General features: G+C 38.0%; 10 protein-coding genes and 1 pseudogene. 8 read left to right on the forward strand and 3 right to left on the reverse strand.

All coding sequences use genetic code 11. The annotated features are described in order from the left end of the window. The first annotated feature begins 211 nt into the window (after positions 1–211). The 3 genes from EJF25_RS00725 (at position 212) to EJF25_RS00735 (ending at position 5,972) form a co-directional block, all read left to right on the forward strand. On the forward strand, positions 212–1,399 hold the full coding sequence (locus EJF25_RS00725) for a glycoside hydrolase family 76 protein (protein ID WP_125039615.1): 1,188 nt from the start codon (positions 212–214) through the stop codon (positions 1,397–1,399). 130 nt (positions 1,400–1,529) lie between these two features. Continuing rightward, the gene (locus tag EJF25_RS00730) at positions 1,530–3,569 is read left to right on the forward strand and encodes a beta-L-arabinofuranosidase domain-containing protein (protein ID WP_370685676.1); all 2,040 of its coding nucleotides are present in this window, start codon (positions 1,530–1,532) and stop codon (positions 3,567–3,569) included. Between the two features lie 450 nt (positions 3,570–4,019). Continuing rightward, positions 4,020–5,972, forward strand: a complete 1,953-nt coding sequence (locus EJF25_RS00735) for a glycoside hydrolase family 97 protein (protein WP_125039616.1) — start codon at positions 4,020–4,022, stop codon at positions 5,970–5,972. Positions 5,973–6,057: 85 nt separating this feature from the next. Here EJF25_RS00735 and EJF25_RS00740 read toward each other — a convergent pair whose 3' ends face one another. After that, positions 6,058–7,377, reverse strand: coding sequence for a Gfo/Idh/MocA family protein (locus tag EJF25_RS00740; protein WP_125039617.1), 1,320 nt, complete (start codon positions 7,375–7,377; stop codon positions 6,058–6,060). 344 nt (positions 7,378–7,721) lie between these two features. Here EJF25_RS00740 and EJF25_RS00745 point away from each other — a divergent pair, with 344 nt between their 5' ends. Beyond that, positions 7,722–8,843, forward strand: a complete 1,122-nt coding sequence (locus tag EJF25_RS00745; RefSeq protein ID WP_125039618.1) for a glycoside hydrolase family 43 protein — start codon at positions 7,722–7,724, stop codon at positions 8,841–8,843. A gap of 192 nt (positions 8,844–9,035) precedes the next feature. Here the strand turns inward: EJF25_RS00745 and EJF25_RS26425 are convergent. Together EJF25_RS26425 and EJF25_RS00755 are read right to left on the reverse strand one after the other, a co-directional pair. Next, a pseudogene (locus tag EJF25_RS26425) lies at positions 9,036–9,250 on the reverse strand (transposase); the annotation flags it as partial. Between the two features lie 79 nt (positions 9,251–9,329). After that, complete coding sequence (locus tag EJF25_RS00755; protein ID WP_125039619.1) at positions 9,330–11,861, reverse strand: Kelch repeat-containing protein; 2,532 nt, start codon at positions 11,859–11,861, stop codon at positions 9,330–9,332. 230 nt (positions 11,862–12,091) lie between these two features. Between EJF25_RS00755 and EJF25_RS00760 the strand changes: the two genes are divergently transcribed. The 4 genes from EJF25_RS00760 (at position 12,092) to EJF25_RS00775 (ending at position 20,936) form a co-directional block, all read left to right on the forward strand. After that, positions 12,092–14,254, forward strand: a complete 2,163-nt coding sequence (locus EJF25_RS00760; RefSeq protein ID WP_125039620.1) for a GH92 family glycosyl hydrolase — start codon at positions 12,092–12,094, stop codon at positions 14,252–14,254. Positions 14,255–14,278: 24 nt separating this feature from the next. Next, a complete protein-coding gene (locus EJF25_RS00765) occupies positions 14,279–16,114 on the forward strand; it encodes a GxGYxYP domain-containing protein (RefSeq protein ID WP_125039621.1) in 1,836 nt (611 codons plus the stop codon). A gap of 298 nt (positions 16,115–16,412) precedes the next feature. Beyond that, positions 16,413–17,786: an IPT/TIG domain-containing protein gene (locus tag EJF25_RS00770; RefSeq protein WP_125039622.1), complete on the forward strand. Its 1,374-nt coding sequence runs from the start codon at positions 16,413–16,415 to the stop codon at positions 17,784–17,786. A 24-nt stretch (positions 17,787–17,810) separates the two neighbouring features. Further along, positions 17,811–20,936, forward strand: coding sequence for a SusC/RagA family TonB-linked outer membrane protein (locus tag EJF25_RS00775; RefSeq protein ID WP_125039623.1), 3,126 nt, complete (start codon positions 17,811–17,813; stop codon positions 20,934–20,936). The last annotated feature ends 1 nt before the right edge of the window (position 20,937 follow it).

Below are 20,937 nucleotides of genomic sequence, written 5' to 3' on the forward strand. Positions count from 1 at the left end.
CTCCAAAGCCTATGCAGAAAAATCACCTGTAATGTCTCCTTTTTGGCTCAACAGGAGTACGTATTTAGGACATATATATATATTCTGACGCCATTTAAGCAACAACAAACATAAATGTCACAGCTTCGTATATGCTTTTTTATCAAATTACGATAACTTTGCACCGTCGTCTGAGATTAAACTTTGAATTTAATATAATTATCAATACAATATGAAATCACTGTGTCTTTTATTAAACGTTGTATGTGTAGCATCACTCGCCAGTTGCGTCTCAACAAAACAAGCAGAGCCTAATTTAAATTTGGAGAGAGCTCAGCAAACACTGGATTCTCTTTATCAAAATTATAGTGCAACCAATACTTGCTTACTTCGTGAAAACTATCCTTTCAACGAAAATCATAAAGTGACCTATTTAGCGTCGGAAGAGCAAGCAAATATACCTAATCAATATTCTTATTTATGGCCTTACTCGGGTACGTTTTCAGCAGTTAATGCCTTATTGGAGACCACCCAAGATAAGAAATACTTAAAGTTATTGGAGAATCAGGTATTACCGGGATTAGAAGAATATTTTGATACCGAACGGACTCCAAATGCATATGCATCTTATATACGGACTGCTCCTACTTCAGATCGCTTTTACGATGATAATATCTGGCTAGGCATTGATTTTACTGATACTTATCAAGTTACTAAAGATCCCAAATATCTGGATAAAGCCAAATTAATATGGGAATTCATTGAAAGTGGAACAGATAGTTTACTGGGTGGAGGTATCTATTGGTGTGAGCAAAAGAAGGGATCTAAAAATACTTGCTCTAATGCACCCGGATCTGTTTATGCATTAAAACTATTCAAAGCAACTAATGACAGTGCCTATTTTAAGAAAGGTAAAGAGTTATACGAATGGACACAAAAGAATCTGCAAGATTCAACAGATTATCTTTATTATGATAATGTACGCCTTGACGGTAAAATAGGAAAAGCTAAATTTGCTTACAACAGCGGTCAAATGATGCAATCAGCAGCCTTATTATATCAATTAACACAAAATCCCACTTATTTAAAAGATGCTCAAAATATAGCTAAAGCATGTCATAACTATTTCTTCACAGACTTTATTCCTTCTACAGGAGCGCCTTTTAAAATGATAAAGAAAGGAGATATATGGTTTACTGCTGTTATGCTTAGAGGATTTATCGAACTATACAATACAGATAATAATAAAACCTATATCGATGATTTTAACAAAAGCTTATCTTATGCTTGGGAGAATGCCCGGGACGAGAAAGGCTTATTCAACACGGACTTAAGCGGTAATAACAAAGATGACAAAAAATGGTTATTGACACAAGCAGCTATAGTAGAAATGTACGGACGTCTTGCCGCTATTAAATAAGAAATGAGCCAATAGACTTTAATTATGAGAATAAGGTAGGTTAGGATGATTGCCTATTATCAATAAATAAATTTATATGATTATCTTAATATAGAAAAAATAGAGGATAACAAATTAAAAAGAATAGATTATGATTACGGATAAGGTATTAAGATTGTTTTTCCTATTTATGAGTGTTGTTTGCTACTCCAACTTATGGAGTAGTGAACTTCAACCTCGACAACAACACAATCACTACATAAATAATCGCTACCCTCTACAACGTAAGGCTTTTATTGAACTTCCATTGGGAAGCATTAAAGCCAAAGGATGGTTACAAGAAATGCTAATACGCCAAAAGAATGGGGCAACAGGGCGTATGGATGAACTTTATCCACAAGTTATGGGAAGTCGCAATGGATGGCTGGGAGGAGACGGAGACCAATGGGAAAGGGGGCCTTATTGGATTGACGGACTTCTCCCATTAGCCTACATCCTGAATGATCAGGAACTAAAAAACAAAGTACAACCTTGGGTAGAATGGGCATTGAAAAGCCAACGTGAAAATGGATTTTTCGGACCGGAGAAAGATTATCCCGGAGAACCGGGTCTCCAACGTGACAATTCTCACGACTGGTGGCCTAGAATGGTAGTTCTGAAGATTCTACAACAATATTATTCTGCTACCAATGACCAACGGATACTCTCATTTATGAGCCGTTATTTCCAATATCAATTAAAGACATTACCAGAAAAACGTTTGGGGCACTGGAGTTTCTGGGCAGAATTTCGTGCTTGTGATAATCTACAAGCTGTATATTGGTTATACAATCTCACAGGAGAACCATTCTTATTAGACTTAGGCAAGTTAATCCACAGCCAAAGTTTCAGCTTTGTAGATATGGTGCAACGGGGGGACTTGAAAAGAATAAATACTATTCATTGTGTGAATCTGGCTCAAGGAATCAAGGAACCGATTATCTACTACCAGCAAGAACCGGACAAGAAATATATTAATACTGTAAAAGAAGCTTTTAAAGATATCCGTCAATTCCATGGACAACCACAAGGGATGTACGGTGGAGATGAAGCACTCCATGGTAATTGTCCTACTCAGGGTTCTGAATTATGTTCTGCTGTTGAGTTGATGTATTCTTTGGAGAAGATGATGGAAATTACCGGTGATATTGACTTTGCGGACCATCTGGAAAGGATTGCTTTTAACGCTCTGCCAACACAGGTATCAGACGATTTCATGACTAAGCAATACTTCCAACAAGCCAATCAAGTAATGATAAGCCGCCACCGAAGAAATTTCGATCAGGAACATGGAGGGACAGACCTGACTTTCGGAATATTGACCGGATATCCATGTTGCGCCTCTAATATGCACCAAGGATGGCCCAAGTTTACACAAAACTTATGGTATGCTACTCCGGATAATGGACTTGCAGTGATGGCTTATTCTCCTTCTGAAGTAACCGCTAAAGTGGGTGATGATTGTGTAGTGACTATCAGTGAAGATACCTATTATCCAATGGATGATAAAATAAGTTTTACCATACAAGAGATAAAAAACAAGAAAAAAAAGACTACTTTTCCTCTCTATTTGCGTATACCCAAATGGTGTAAAAAAGCAGAGATATGTATCAATGGAAAACCGGACCAATCTACTGAAGGAGGAAAGATGGTAATCATCAATCGTACGTGGGCCAAAGAAGACCGAATCGACCTACATCTCCCAATGGATATTTCAACCAGTACTTGGTATGAAAATGCTGTAGCAATAGAAAGAGGTCCATTGGTTTATGCACTTAAGATGGAAGAAAAATGGGAGAAAAAGGAATTTAACGAGCCTTGGTACGGTCCTTATTATTATCAGGTAACTTCATCAGAACCGTGGAATTATGGACTTATTAGCTTTGACCGTAATAAAGTAAATGAGGTTGCCAAGATAAATATAGATCCGGCTAAACAAAAATCAGAATTTCCCTGGAATACAGAGAATGCACCTATTGAAATTAAAATGAAAGCGAGAATTATACCGACCTGGCAACTTTATAATGAAATGGCTGGTCCTCAACCATTCTCCTTCTGTAGTGGTGCTGAAGGGACTGAAAAGGAGATTACATTGATTCCTTATGGATGTACAACACTTAGAATTTCAGAATTTCCTATCGTAGGAAAATAAAAAAGATATAGAAGAGTGGGCCCGGATGAAAAATAAAACTCATCCGGAACTTTTCTGAGTTGTTATTCTATTCATTAATAGAGGTGGAAAAATTTTATGCCCGCAACGCTGATAAAGCTATTAACTTATTACAAAATATTTCCGATATCTTTTTGCCTGCGCATAAATAGAGAGCATTCTCACATAACAATTAAAATGTAAAAACAATCATGGCAAGAGGTTTTGGTATAGGGATTCTTTGGAGGAATGTCATTTGTAAAAGGATAAGCTCTTTTTGAGAAATAGGATATAATGAGCAATGCTGAAAAATTCGAAGTGATGAATTTTATTACTTCAAGAGTTATTTTTTAGAAATGGAGAATAATATGCAAAATTAAAATACTTATATTTGCAAATGTTGCAACCCAAAACATCAAACATTGAATATTACACCATAACAATCTAACAAAAATGAAAAAGTATTTCCTTTTATCCTTATTCGCTTGTTACTTATCATTAAGTGCACAGGCACAAAAAAGCGTGGAACTGGATTCTCCCAATGGAGATATCAAAGTATCCATTCGTCTTGCCGATAAAATCTATTATGATGTATCTTGTAATAATGAGGTTTTATTGAAAGACAATTCACTAAAGCTTAAGCTGAAAAACCAAACTTTAGGAGAGCAACCTAAGCTAGCAGGACAGAAACGAGCTAGTATTAAAGAAGAATTGACTCCTATAGTACCGTTAAAGTATTCATCTGTAAACAACGAATACAACCAACTTTTGCTTAATTTCAAAGGCAACTATTCCGTAGAGTTCCGCGCATTCAACGATGGAATCGCTTATCGTTTCATCACTCGACAGAAGGGAGATATCGAAGTATTCGGAGAAGATTTTTCATTGCAATTCCCTGCAGATTATTTGTTACACTTACAACAACCGGGAGGATATAAGACTGCTTATGAAGAGCCTTACACACACGTTACGAGCACATCATGGCAACCTTCAGACAAAAGATCTGTGCTTCCAATACTCATTGATACAAAGAAATCATACAAGATTTTGATCAGTGAATCCGACTTATCGGATTATCCTTGTATGTTCTTGCAAAGTACAGGGAATAACGGTGTAGCTTCTGCTTTCCCTAAAGTACCCCTTGAATTCGGTGACGATGGAGACCGTAGTCTCAAAATCCTGAAAGAAGCAGATTATATCGCAAAGACTAAAGGTCAAAGAAATTTTCCATGGCGTTATTTTGTGATTACAAAGGATGATAAGCAGATATTAGAAAATACAATGACCTATAAATTGGCTACCAAAAACCAGTTGCAGGATGTGTCATGGATCAAACCGGGACAAGTAAGCTGGGAATGGTGGAACGGAGCTACTCCTTATGGACAGGATGTGACATTTAAAGCAGGTTGTAACCTGGAAACATACAAATACTTTATTGACTTTGCATCTAAATTCGGTATTCCTTATATTATTATGGATGAGGGTTGGGCAAAAAGTACTCGTGACCCTTATACTCCTAATCCGGATGTAGACCTTCATGAATTGATTCGTTACGGAAAAGAAAAGAATGTAGGTATTGTTCTATGGCTGACATGGTTGGTAGTAGAGAAGAACTTCGATCTATTTAAAACATTCAATGAATGGGGAGTAAAAGGAGTGAAAATTGACTTTATGGACCGTAGCGACCAGTGGATGGTGAACTTTTACGAACGAGTTGCTCAAGAGGCTGCCAAACATCATTTATTTGTTGATTTCCATGGCTCATTCAAACCTGCCGGTTTGGAATATAAATATCCGAACGTGTTATCCTACGAAGGAGTGAGAGGTATGGAACAAATGGGTGGTTGTGTACCGGATAATAGTGTTTATCTGCCTTTCATGAGAAACGCAGTAGGCCCCATGGACTACACCCCGGGAGCTATGATCAGTATGCAACCAAATATTTACCGTTCCGAACGTCCAAACTCAGCAAGTATCGGTACACGTGCTTACCAGATGGCTCTGTTTGTTATTTTCGAAAGTGGATTGCAGATGTTGGCAGATAACCCTACTTTATACTATCGCAATGAAGATTGTACACGTTTCATTACTCAAGTTCCTGTTACTTGGGATGAAACAGTTGCGCTGGATGCTAAAGTAGGTGAATACGTAATTGTAGCCAAACGTAAAGGAGAAAAATGGTACATCGGTGGAATGACCAATAATAAAGAAAATGAAAGACAGTTTGAAATTAACCTTGATTTCCTGAAAGATAATAAGACTTATCGTCTTACTTCATTTGAGGACGGTGTCAATGCAGGACGTCAGGCAATGGATTACCGGGTTAATTCTTCAGACGTTAAGAAAGGACAGAAAATTTCTGTTAAAATGGCTAGAAACGGAGGATTTGCAGCTGTTTTGGAATAAATCATTTGGTATTTGATCACTATAGATGATAAAAAAACTACGGTAATATGTATTGCCGTAGTTTTTTTGTTTTGCTTCGAAAGTATTATTCCAAAGTGTATGGTTTACGATAGTCGTAATGAAGCTTCTTTGTCGCTTCCGGATCGTTTACAAATTTCTGTACGATAGGATTCCATTGTAGAGGTCTATTGAGCTCATAGGCAATGTTACCCAATGTACATACTGTGCAAGAACTATGTCCCACTTCAACAGGAACATTCGGATCACGACGTGAACGAATGCAATCGATGAAGATTTGATAATGCGGTACATTGGTTTCATAAACAGCCTTTTCATCGACTTTTTTAGGCATGAATTCAGGAGAAGAAGCTAGGAACTCACCACGACACACTTGAATCCAACCGTTTTCACCGATAATCTTGATTCCTTGTTTACCACCGTCAAACTTTTGTTGTGTCATCTCAATACCGTTGTCATAACGGAAAGTAAGACAGTCATAAGGACTTGCCGATGGTGGAAGAATCTCCACTGGACCAGAGCCATCTTTTCCAATAGCCCATTGACCGATATCAAACATATGTGCTCCCCAGTCAGTAGTATAACCACCACCCATTCCTTGATACCAACGCCATGCTCCCCAGCATTCATCACCTCCATTTTCATTGAGCAATGGGTTCAATTCATGGTTGTAATGCCATTTTGTATCCAAAGGACCAAGCCATAAGTCCCAATCAAGTCCTTGCGGAACATCTTGCTTCGGTAGATCGTATGGTTTAGGTCCATCTCCCACATGAGCTTTCATAAGTGATATTTTACCCAACAGTCCTTCGCGCGCAACGTTGGCGGCATGGATGAATTCGTTCATGGAACGTTGCATACTACCCACTTGCAAGATTCGGGCATTTTCACGGACAGCTTTAACCAATTGTTGTCCTTCGTAGATGGTGAATGTAAGCGGTTTTTCGATATATATATCTTTCCCTGCACGACAAGCAGCAATTGCCATTAATGCATGTTGGTGGTCGGGACTTGCAATAACTACAGCGTCAATGTCCTTGCGGGCAAGCAGTTCCTCATAGTGGATATACATGTCCAGCTTGTTCTTAATACCTTTATCCGCATAATACTTAGTCACGCGGTTTTGGAAACGGTCACGTTTGATGTCATAAACATCACAACCAGCCACAATACGTACCTCAGGGATAGTAATGAAACCTGCCATGAGATGAATAGCCTGTTGTCCCAAACCGATGAAACCGATATTAATTTTATCGTTAGCCTCAGTTTTTTTAGATTTTCCCGGAACCGGAACTGGGGCAGCAGATGCCGACCAAGGTGCAATTAAAGAAGAAAGTCCAATTGCTGATAATCGCAAGAAGTCTTTTCGAGTCATTTTAGAGTTCATGTTACCTACTAATTTTTTTAAGGTTAAAAATAAGAATAATTAGAAATTGGTCTAAAGTTATATGTTTTTTTTAGAATACGTATAAATAGATCTCTTTTTATGAAATAACCGAAAAGAATTTATTGTTTTCACTGCTATTGGATTATGTCTAGCACTCATCCAAAACGATTGTCAGTACATCTATTCAAGAATCCAAACACGTGTACCTGTTCTACCCTTCGGATGATAGAATTCGTTGAATTATTAGCATAAAAGAGATTAAATTATTACTTTTGAACATTTTCCGACTATAAAGTAATAAAGCTCTTTACTAAATATAAACAATATAACTTAGAGAAATAAAGATGAGAAAGGTTAATAGATTCGCAATCTGGGCATTTGCTCTGTCAAGCTTACTGCTTTCTTCTTGCGTGACGAAGGTAAAAGAAAATCAATCCCAACCGACAGTATCCATAAATCCACTACCGGTAAAGTTTGGAGATCCTTATGTATTATTGGCTTCAGACGGTATGTATTATATGTATGGAACCGGCGGTGGAGCTGTAGATGGCTTTAGTGTATATTCCTCGCCTGATTTGGTGAACTGGAAGGATGAAGGACAGGTTTACCGGGGTAACATCGAAGGTTCATGGGCAGTAGCCAACTTTTGGGCACCAGAAGTATATGAACGAAATGGTAAGTTTTATATGCTGTTCAGTGCAGACTGGAAAGTAAACCCAACAAAAGAATTGGAGAATTTCCGTATTGGAGTAGCTGTAGCCGACAAGCCAACTGGTCCCTTTAAAGAGCTTTCTTCAGCTCCTCTGTTCGACCCGGGTTATCCTGCAATTGATGGTAATCTGATAGATACCGAAGATGGGCGTACCTTCCTGTATTATTCCCGTTGCTGCTATAAGAACCCGGTAGAAAGTGAAATTGCAGAACAGGCCAAAAAAGAAGGCAAATTTGATGAAATAGAAGAAAGCTGGATTTATGGTATTGAGGTAAAACCTGATTTAACAGAGGTAATTGGTGAACCGATCCTGTTGCTCCGTCCACCGCTAAAATTGGATGATAAGCAATCCGAATGGGAAAGCCGTTCCGTAACTACCGGAGAGGTAAATCGGCGTTGGTCGGAAGGTCCTTATACCTTTAAGAAAGGGGACACTTACTATATGATGTATTCGGCTAATTATTTCGGGGGAAAGAATTATGCAGTAGGTTATGCTACCTCCAAGAACCCACTCGGCCCATTTATCAAATCGCCTGATAACCCGGTGTTGGAAAAGAACATAGAAAAAGGCGGTATTGTGACAGGTACCGGACACAACAGTGCTACCTGGTCGAAAGATGGTAAACAGATGTATTGCGTTTATCATGGCCGTACGGAAAAAACAGGAAATGAGCGCGTAGTCTTTATCGACAAAATGGGTGTGGATGAAAATGGACGACTGTATGTTGAGGGTCCTACCACTGCACCAGAATAAAACACTTAATCCTGTTTTAACCCAACAATAGAATTCCCCGGAATTGCTCCAATTCCATCAAACTTTATTTTGAGAAGATCACTCTTTGATGGCAATATCCTTCCATAATATTGAGATAGACCATCTCTCGTATATTGAAGGAGATAATATTTTATGATGCAATTCCGGGAAAATCATTTAAATAACGTAAGTTCAATATAAACTCAAAAAAACAGTAAGTCGTCCGTCATAGACAAAATTAAGTTCAATGGCGGATTTCTTTTCAAAGAAACAATATGCTGCTATAGCCTCCAATTAATTGACAATGAAGTTATTGAACGAACAGTGTCTAAAATGTCAATCTGTGCAATATTCTTCAACTCGTCATTGACCGTCTCAATCAAGGCTCTTTCTCTAAGCAGTAATTTAAGGCTGTGGAAGGGTTCTGTGAGACGATTGAAATGAATTTGTAAGTTTGGAAGTTATAAGTCTTTTCTCTGATATAAACTATACTTTCTTTTTTTCTTGTAGCAATTCTTCTATAGTTTTTTTATAATCTTCTCCCATACTTTTACGGTATTCAATAATAAATATGGAATAGATCTTAGAAAGATTTGCAAAATCATTCAATTTCTTATAAGAACGTATGCAATATGACAAAGCTGTTTCATTGAGAGGATCTCTTCGCAAAATAATGAAACAAATTCGCAACACATAAGAATACTCATTCCGTTGATAATATATAGGCAGATCCCTAGGCAACAAAGAGAAAATTATATCTTCCGAACACTGTTTGTATTTGTCATACAAAGAATACTCCTCGTTTTCCAGCAACCGCCCTCTTTCCCATATATTCAGGAAAGCCCCACAAGACTGTGGATGTGTAGCTAAATGATTATGCAAACTGAAGTAATCACAGTAACAGATATCTGTATCTATTGAGATTTTGAAAATACCTCTCTCATAGACAAGTTTGATACCATCCAACTCCGACAATGCCTTACGAAGATTACTAATAGTCACACCTTTCAGATTCTTTGCCTTGTCTTCCGACTTATCAGGCCAGAAAATCTCATTTAACGAAGAAGAATTAACACCTTCTCCTTTTCCCGTACTATCTAACAAGATATATAAAAAGATGTATTTCAGTTTCTTGCTAAATAGATAAGTAATGTCACGTCCGGTCCTACCATAAATCGTGAATCGGCCATACACATAGATCTTATTACATTCTGCTTGCCGCTTGACTAGCGGACTTATACTTGCCGAACCAGAAATATCTTCTTCATCTCTCTTTATGCTATTTGGGAAATAAATATCTGATGAAACATCAGTGATAGTTTTATTATTACTGTCCCTAGTTCCTTTCTTTTTTCGGAGAACATATATAAATACTATCCCCCCAAGAAGTAGTACCAACAATGCTAAAGAGGAGAGAAACCATTTCAAAGACCCTATACTACCCTTTTCCATAGAATAATATTCCATTTCGGCACTACCGACAGGAGGAGCCGCCAACGTATAAACTACTGCTTTTACCTGCTTAGCGTATTCATCTACTTCCTGAGTCACACAATAGAACTCATTTAGTACCGGATTATGAAACAATGAAACTGTAGACTTAATGGAACCGGAAATGAAAGGGATAGAGTCACCCAATTGTTCCATATCACCATTTTCTACTGATATCCGGTACAGCTCCAAATAAGTAGATTTAATATATTCAGCATAACGAATGGTATACAATGATTTCTCGTCTTCTGATAAAATCATTTGTTCGGACGGCACTCTTTTTTCTTCGATCGGATGACTCCAATATTTCTCAATAGTCCGTCGCTCCAGATCTACTCCATATAAATCATTATAATAATCATGACCGATACTCTGATCACCGGACTCATTACCAACTCCTCCATAAATATACAGATAGTTCCCTTTTCCGGAAGATACCATTGAGGAGTAAAAACGCGGTGCTATATTATCTCCTTCAAAGTGAAGCGTATCCCATCTGTCCTCCGATGCATTATACGTTAGAAATCTATTGCTATACAATCTGTTACCGAACCCACCGAATACCAAATAACGATTATTGTGTTTATCCCAAAAGCCATTATGATGATGTAACTGAACCTTGGTAAATGCTTTGCCTAACGGTTGCCACATAAGAGTTGATTGATCTAAAGAAGCCATCGTAATACTTCCTATCGGCAAGTTATTGATTTCATAAGCACAGATGTTTCCGGTTGCTCCATTGATATAGTTCGTACCCAACTGCATTTTTACCGGCATTTCATTGGCATAAGGTCTTTTCAAAGATCTCTTTGTATCTACCTGGTAAGTGAAGAAAGAGTCTGGAGTGATAAACTGTATTTCTTGTGCTTCAACATTAAATTTGGCTCCCATAGATATGGACGAATTAAATGTTGCCACTCGTTTCCAATGATAAGAATCATTAATTAACCAATAGGGATTTATCACCGTTCCTCTTATTTTACCTTTACTGTCATGCACAAGACTCCCTTTACTTTCATTCAACAGAAAACTATAATCCTCCGCTTTATCCGACACTCTCAATTTCCTGATCGAAAAAGCCGGAACATCTACTAGATGTTCTCTTCGTCCGAAAATAAACATAGGTTGTACATGCTGCAACTGCGTCACAAGTCCGATATCGCCATTAGTACTCTGACTGCCTATCGCCATTCTGCTTCTTCCTGACAAAAAATCTATATGCAGTTTCACCCTCAGCCAGTGCGATATAATCGAATCATTAGGCATGGTAATAGCAATGTGGTTCTTTTTTCCCTCTGTATTGAACTTAAAAATACTTGTCTCATTATTCACAGAAGTATAGGTCAAACTATAAGCATCATGGTTTTCAGGATCAATCAAATGAAGCAAATAACCGAATGTATCGCTTTGAGATATTTTCAGATCAAATTCAATATCAACATAATCGGAAAAGACTGGCAGTTTATCCTTATCAAAAAGAGTGTAAGAAGTCCGTTGCTCAATAGGTAATTTATTTCCATAGAACATTAAACCCTGAGCGTTTAAATGAGGAATTGCAATTAGTAGTATTATCAGTTGAATAAATAAAAACTTATATTTTGTGTTGACAGCCATAATATTAGGACTTACTTTGAGACAAAGATAGAATTTATAATGATAGAATTAAAGAAAATCCGCAATTAATTAACCCGAATTTAATCCCCCTATTAATAGCAGTTACGTTTCTTTGCCACGAATTAATCTAAAAAATCATTGCAATGAAAAGAAACCACTTACTCATTTTCTTACCAGTACTTTTCTTATTGATATTTATTTGTGAAAACAGCAATGCTCAAACTACAGAGCAGAAACAACAGAGTACAAACTATGCACATTTAGTAGACACTCGTATCGGAAGTGAAGGCAACGGACTAAGTTGTGGATACACTTATATAGGTGCCAGTTACCCCTTCGGAATGATACAACTCACCCCTTCATTCTTTTCGCCCCAGAAAGGGATCGTTGTCAATCAAATGTCCGGATCCGGATGTGCACATATGGGTAATTTCCCTATACTTCCCATCAGTGGACAATTAACAAAATCTCCTAAAGATATGAACGACTACCCACCTTATAAATCCGTCAAAGAATCCACAGCAGGTTGCCTTTCCCTTCTAATGAAAGACGGAGTCGTCTGTAACATTACTACTTCCAAACGCAGCGGAATCACTCAATTCATTTTTCCTACTGACAATAAAGAAGGTACTGTATTAGTCGGCTCCGGAGTCAGTTCTACAGAACTTTCCAACGCTTTTATAAAAATCACATCCCCTTCTTCTTGTGAAGGGTACGCCGAAGGAGGTGATTTTTGTGGATACAAGACTGATTATCGTATATTTTTTGCCGCTGAATTTGACCATGAAGCGAAAGAATTTGGGACTTGGAAAGGAGATAATTTAAAAAAGGACCGAGATCAGATCGGTGGAGCTAAATCCGGAGGATATTTTACTTTTGACGCCACAAAAGGGAATATAATAGAATACAAAGTAGCCATTTCTTACGTATCCATCGAAAATGCCAAAGAAAACCTACGGTTAGATAATAATAAACGCAACTACCAACAGGTATTGTCAGATACGCGTAATGAATGGAACAAACATTTGAGCAAAATAGAAGTGAATTCGGACAATAAAGATAAACTAACCCAGTTTTATACACATTGGTATCATACATTGATCCATCCCAATATATTCAATGATGTGAACGGTGAATATATCGGTGCCGATTTTGCAGTTCATAAAGTACAACCCGGAAGAGAATATTACACTACTTTTAGCGGTTGGGATACCTATCGTACACAATGCCAACTTTTAGCTATGTTTTATCCCAAAGAGACCTCCGACATGATGCAATCTGCCATAGATTTCGCTGAACAAGCAGGAGGTTATGGACGATGGATTGCTGCCAATATAGAAACCGGGGTGATGCACGGCGACCCCATGCCTATCATCATTGCTAATACCTATGCTTTCGGAGGACAGAATTTCGATACTCAAACAGCTTTCAAACACATGAAACGTGGCGCCTGCATACCCGGTACCTATTCACAAAATGTAGAAGTACGCCCGGGATTATCTAATTACTTAACTAAAGGAATAGAAAATGCTTCCTTATGTCTTGAATATACATCAGCAGATTATGCCATCGGCCAATTTGCTTTGCAAGCAATAAGAAACGATCATGACGCATCCTTTTTCATGAAACGTTCATTAAATTGGAAAAATCTATACGACCCTTCTACCAAATGGTTGCGTTCACGACATAATCATGACTTGAGTTGGAAAAATCCCGACCACGATTGGCGTGAAGCAACCAAAGAGAACTATTTTTGGATGGTACCTTATGATTTGGAAACATTGATTGATACAATTGGAGGTAAGAAAGCAGCGTCTCAGCGTCTGGATAGTTTGTTTGTACGTTTGGATGCCGGCTATGACGACCATTATTATGCAGCCGGCAACGAACCGGATTTCCAGGTTCCCTGGATATATAACTGGACAGAGCGTCCCTACAAAACATCCGAAACGGTACACAGAATCCTAAATGAAATGTACACCTCACTACCAAATGGTTTACCCGGCAATGATGATTGTGGATCAATGGGGTCATGGTATGTATTCGCCTCTATCGGACTATATCCGATGATACCTGGAGTGGCAGGGTTCAGTGTCAGTACACCTTATTTCAAGAATATCACCTTACACCTTCCCAAAGGAAAACTGAAAATAGAAGGAGGAAGTATGTCCAAACCGTATATCCACAGTATGGAAATCAATGGAAAGAAAGCAAAAAAGACATGGATCGACTGGACTGAAATACAAAATGGAGCATTCATCAAATACAAAACAAGTGAAAAAGCGAATATAAAATGGGGATTATAAATAGTAACTTTAAAATCAAATCCAATGAAAAAGTATTTATTTTATTTGATTCTTCTAATGGTATCTTCCGGTTGTAAAGACTCCAAAATAGAGGGACATGCAGGAAGCGATTCCGCAAAATCCAAATCCGATTATTTTGCAAAAATAGATGAATCAAATAATTGCGGGCAATTCTGGTCGTTGGAATCTAAAGTTATTCCAAAAGGGTATTATGTTTGTCCAATGGGCAATACAGAAACCGATAAGAATTATCCGGAACTAAGAAAAGGACTGCCTTATACAAATATGTGCCAATCTTTAGCTGGCATTGTGAACCGAGCAGTTGAAAACAAAGAGGTGGATGATGCTATTTGGCTTGAAGATCCTAACAATCGCTATTCTTATACCCTATGCAAAGAGGATTTAAAGAAACAAGGCTCCAAAGAAATATCAAAACTTGATGGGATTGCTTTGCTGAAATCCGGTGTTTTCTCCCAATTAATAAAAGGGTATGTATTGACAGACGTAACGAAGAATCCCGAAAGTTCACCCGTTGCAGCTGTTGCTTCCCATGTACACAGTGCTATCATAGTGGATATTCGTGATAAAGCTGTGTATGATGAGCTGGGATTAAGAATGGTTTATGATGCAAGGAAGAAAACAACCAAAGATGCCTGGAAAGAATTTAAAGATAAGTGTAACAACAAATCTTTGGTACTGATGGGGTCTTTAACCAATGACATGAAAGATTTTGCCATTGTAAACAGGCTGTTCGTCCTAAACATCAGAAATGACAAAGGCCATAATTGGGAGCTATTGGACGATGTATTAGATTGGTTGGCACCTTGTTCGCCAATATATGGCTGGGAAGATTTGGATGAGCACTCATTTGTCCAGAAAATCAGCGAGAAAGGACATTTAATGGTACCTTGCAATTACTACATGAATATGTCCCTTACCTCACTCAATTATTCTCAAAATCAAAAAGACCTGCTTGTCAATGTGATAAATCCTGCCAATAGAATTTATCCGGAAAATGATACTAACAAATATATTAGTTATTATCTGTCGGATGGGGATAATGTACAATGGGTTTTCCACATTTGGTATAACGATTGGTTCAAGCACAGTCAGGCAAAAAATGTAAAGTTGTCATTTGGAATACCCTCAACTAACTTAAGTATGATTGCTCCTCCCGTTTACAAAAACATCGTCGATCATCAAGGTGTTGAAAATACTTTAGTAGAAAACTGTGGTGGCGGATACATTTATATAGATGACTTTGCCAGCGCCAACGGAAAAGATACTCAAAAAGAACTGAATATTTTAGCAAATAAAGTATCGGCACACATGCGCCAACATCGTGTCAAAGTACTTGGATTATTCACCAATGATGCAAAATCAGAAAAAGCTCAAAATGCTTATAAAACTTTCATTAAAGCAAATAATTGGCTGGAAGGAATTATTGTGGTGCAGTATGTACCTTATAATGGAGGTCATGGTGAAACTTATTGGTATACCAATAATGATGGGATAGAGATTCCCGTAATTACAGTCAGGTATACAATTTGGAATTTCGGAAAGAATAACTCAGGTGGACAAGGAACTCCAGCTTATGTAGCGAATTTACTCAAAAAAGAGCAACCAGATTTCAGTCTGATAGATATTCATGCCTGGAGCTCATTTGCAGATATAAGTAACTCGGATGATGAGGTAGGAGAAACTGCTAAAGGAAATGTCTCAGGTGCAGGTGCAGCTGCCATGTGTCAACGAAGATTGCCGGCCAACTTTAAATGTGTCAGCCTGCAAGAATTTATTTGGAGAATGAGAATGAAACATAATAAAGAGCAAACAAGCAAATTGTTGGGAATGTATAAATAGCTTCGTGTACGAGAACAATAGATTGTATACAAAAAATAGAAAATTGGATTAATCGGGCTGAAAAGTAAAAGGATTAATAAGTTTATCCGATTAATTAACCCAAGATTAATCATTCTATTAATAGAGTTTAGTTTAATTCGTCACTAAATTAAATGAAATAAATTCGATAAAACCTTCTAGTATTTAAATATGAAAAACAATATTAAATCACCTCCGAGAAAAGCATTATAGCATTTTTAAAATAGATGCTATTAGTTAATGAGATATTAATCTTACTAATAATCACAATCTAAAAATTATGGAAAATTTTAAATTAAACAGTGGTAAAGTAAAAGCAGTGCTTCCGATATACATGGTGCTGTTCTCTTTCTTCGTTATTTGCTGTGACAATAATGAGATAAAGAGTAATTCAGAATTTTTTTACCCGCCTAAAGCGGATGTAGAATCAACCTTTGAAACTTTCTATCCAGACAGTGGAGGATTAGGAACTAAGCTAATCATCAAAGGGAGCAATTTTGGTACGGACACCAACTATGTACGAGTGACAGTAAATCAATTAAAAGCAAAGGTAGTAAGAGTCAATGATAATATTTTGTATGCTGTAGTACCTGCTCGGGCCGATACGGGATATGTTCGCTTATATATTAGAAAAGGAGAAGAAGAAGTGGAATACACTTCCGATAGAGAATTCAAATATATGTTCAAGAGTAATGTATCCACATTGATTGGTACACCCGGAAAACAAGCAGCTGACGAGCGTCTTGATGGAGCGTACACAGTAGCCCTTTTACGCCGCCCGTGGCAAATAATTACTGATAAAGACGGTACGATTTATTGGTCGGATGAAGGTCGTGGACAAAGTAAAAACGGAGCGCTTCGAAAAGCATCTAACGGAGAAGTGGAAACGCTCGTATATAATAGTTCCGGTCCTTACCAATCTTGTAATGGTTTTGCGTTCAATAGCACTCAAGATACGTTATTTATGGCGAACCGTTGGAATTCGGCTGATGTAAGAAATGATGTGTCTGTGATGTATTCTACCCGGGAAGCTAACTTTGTCAATGTTAAAGCATTGATCAATTTTCCTAAATCTAGTACCGCTTCAGTTGCTATACATCCTAAAACAGGAGAATTATTCTTTGACCATAACGATGAAGGAGCCGTTTATAAGTACAACAAAAACGCTCCAAACGGATACGAAAAAATGTTTAATGTAAGAGGTAGCTATAACGCTATGGATATGCGCTTATTATTTAATAAGGAAGGAGATATCCTTTATTTAGTGTTACGTGGCAAACATTGTATCTACAAAGTATCTTACGACGCAGCTACTCATACATTCGGCACTCCAGAACCTTTCGCAGGTGAATGGTCTACATCAGGCTACGAAAATGGTGAAGGTCTGGCAGCCCGCTTCAATTCGCCAAGTAGTCCATGTCTGGACCCAGAAGGTAACCTGCTAATACCCGATAAGTTTAATCATTGTATACGCAAAATAACTCCGAAAGGAACTGTGTCCCTGTATGCCGGGAAGCCCCGTGAAAGCGGACATGCTGACGGACTGCCGGATAAGGCCAAATTCTTCGAACCGGAAGCTCTGACATTCCACAGAAATACCTTATATGTGGCCGACCGCGGAAATCATTGTATCAGAAAGGTCGTAATCGAATAACATGAAACTCAAAATCAAAGAATTATGAACAATTATATAAAACAACTATGTATGTTGTTTCTTCTTGTGGTCACATTGTGGAGCATACCGACAGAACTACAAGCACAACAATTACAGAAAGAAAATTCTTCACAAGAAATAGAAGGAATCGTAAAGGATGAAACAGGGAATCCGGTTATCGGAGCTACTATCGTTGCTAAAAATCAACCGGGACTAGGTATAACTACTAACTTGGATGGAAAGTTCAAAATCAAAGTTGGGGAATATGATGTATTGGTTATTTCTTATATTGGTTATACAACTCAAGAATTACCCGTTACACGTATAAAAAATAAAAAAGAAGTAATTGTCATCCTGAAAGAAGATAATCAAACCATCGACGAAGTAGTAGTTACCGCAAGTGGTAGCCAGCAGAAGAAAACACTGACAGGTGCATATACGACCATTGATGTGTCACAGTTGAAATCACCGGGTTCCAATATCACCAACTCACTGGCAGGTGTTGTCCCGGGTATTATCGCTGTACAAAGCAGTGGTGAACCCGGAGCCGATATGTCTGAGTTCTGGATTCGTGGTATCAGTACGTTCGGAGCCAATCAAGGTGCTTTAGTACTGGTAGATGGAGTGGAAAGAAGTTTTAATGAGATCCCAGTAGAAGATATCGAAACCTTTTCTGTATTAAAAGATGCTTCGGCTACCGCCATTTACGGACAGCGCGGTGCAAACGGTGTTGTGTTGGTTACTACCAAGCAGGGTATGGCCGGTAAAGTGAAAATCAGTGCAAAAGTACAAGGCGGTATAGACTTCAGAGGAAAGATGCCCGACTATGTAGACGCATTAACTTATGCCAACCTAGCAAATGAAGCAACGGTCGGAAGATACGAACTACCTCGTTACACAAGGGAGGAATTAGATATTATTGCCAATAACATGGACCCGGATCTATATCCGAACGTAAACTGGAGAGATCTGATGCTGAAAAAAACATCACCCAGATACATGGCCAATATTAATATGAGTGGTGGTGGTACCAATGTAACCTACTTCGTTTCATTAGGATATACTAATCAAGCAGGTATCTACAAAAGTAAAAGCACCGAGAATAAGTATAATACAAACACCACGTACGAGCGCTTCAATTACCGAGCCAACGTAAATATGAATGTTACAAAATCGACACTTGTAAAAATTGGAATTGGTGGCTATTTAATAAATCGTACGCAACCGGGAAGTAAAGGTGAGAATATATGGGAAGCTTTTTCCAGTTTATCCGCACTTACTATTCCCAGACGCTATTCTACCGGGCAAGAACCATCTATAGGTGGTACTCAGACACCGGAATACTATATGACAAAAACCGGATATAAAACTATCTGGCAGAATAAAATGGAGACCAATATCAGCTTAGAACAGGATCTGGACTTTATTACAAAAGGATTAAAATTTAAGGGAACATTTGCATTTGATACATTTAATGGAAATGAAGTTAATCGTGTCAAAACCCCTGAATTATGGGAGGCGGACAGGACGCGTGATGCCAGTGGGAATCTTGTTCTACGAAAAGTAAGAGATCTTTCGTTGATGACACAAAACTCTTCGACATCGGGGAATAAGCGTTATTACACGGAAGCATATTTGAATTATTCTCGTTTGTTTAATGAGCAACACCGTTTTGGTGCATTTGCGATGGTATATATGCAAGAACTATCGGATACGAATCTCGGTGAAGATATTATTGCTTCTATTCCAAAACGTAACTTGGCTTATTCAGGACGCTTTACCTATGCCTATCTGGATCGTTATTTGGTAGAAACCAACTGGGGATATACCGGATCTGAGAACTTTGAAAAGGGAAAACAATTTGGTTTCTTTCCGGCATTCTCTGCTGGATGGGTTATTTCGGAAGAACCTTTTGTGAAAAAGATTGCTCCCTGGATAGAGATGCTAAAAATCCGGGCTTCCTATGGGGAAGTAGGTAATGATGTAATTGGTGGACGTCGTTTTCCATATATAGGATTAGTGAATGTAAATGGTGGTTATAATTTCGGAGAATTTGGAACAAACTTCATAACAGGCTATCGTAATGGTACTATCGGTACGCCTAATCTAACTTGGGAAGTGGCCAAAAAATACAATCTAGGAATTGATATGAATTTATTCAATGGTAAATTCCAAGGATCGATTGATTTTTACAAGGATAAACGAGACGATATCTTTATGACACGTAACCATATGCCGGAAACCACAGGTTTAGCAGATAAAGTTCCAATGGCCAACGTAGGTAAAATGCAGTCTAAAGGTTTTGACTGGAACGCGTCATTGACAGAGAAAATTGGCCAGGTGAAATTCACCATACGTGGTAATATGACTTACCAGAATACAGAGATTATTGATAAAGACGAAGCAGCAAATGAATTGTGGTATAAAATGGATAGAGGATTCAGGTCCAACCAAACACGTGGCTATATAGCATTGGGACTTTTCAAAGATGTAGAAGATATTCGTAGTAGTCCCGTTCAAGAATTTGGAGGCAAAGAGGTATTGCCTGGTGATATCAAATACAAAGATGTAAATGGTGATGGCAAAATTAACGGTGACGACAAAGTTCCATTGGGGTATAAAACATATCCCGGCATTCAATATGGAGCAGGAATCAGTGCTAATTGGAAGAATTTCGACATAAGCATATTATTTCAAGGAAGCGGTAAATCCGATTTCTACATGACAGGTAATGGAATTCATCCATTCAATGATGGTACAAAAGGAAATGTTTTACAATTAGTAGCAGATGCTAACCGCTGGATATCCAGAGATGTTTCAGGAGATCCCGCCACAGAGAACCCTAATGCCTCTTGGCCGCGTTTGACTTTTGGAGCAAACGAAAACAATAGACAAAACTCGACATTCTGGTTGCAGGACGGACGTTATATTCGTTTGAAGAACATTGAGATCAGTTATACTGTACCTCCTGCTTTTACACGTAAGTTTTTTATAAGTAATATGCAAGTAGGTTTTATCGGTGAAAACTTGTACACATGGAGCCCATTTAAATTATGGGATCCAGAAACAGAAAGTAAAGCTCAAGAACGTAATGGTTCCGCTTATCCGATCAATAGAAACTTCACATGTTATGTTAAATTTGATTTCTAAA

Source organism: Bacteroides faecalis, from assembly GCF_003865075.1.
GTDB classification, from domain to species: domain Bacteria; phylum Bacteroidota; class Bacteroidia; order Bacteroidales; family Bacteroidaceae; genus Bacteroides; species Bacteroides faecalis.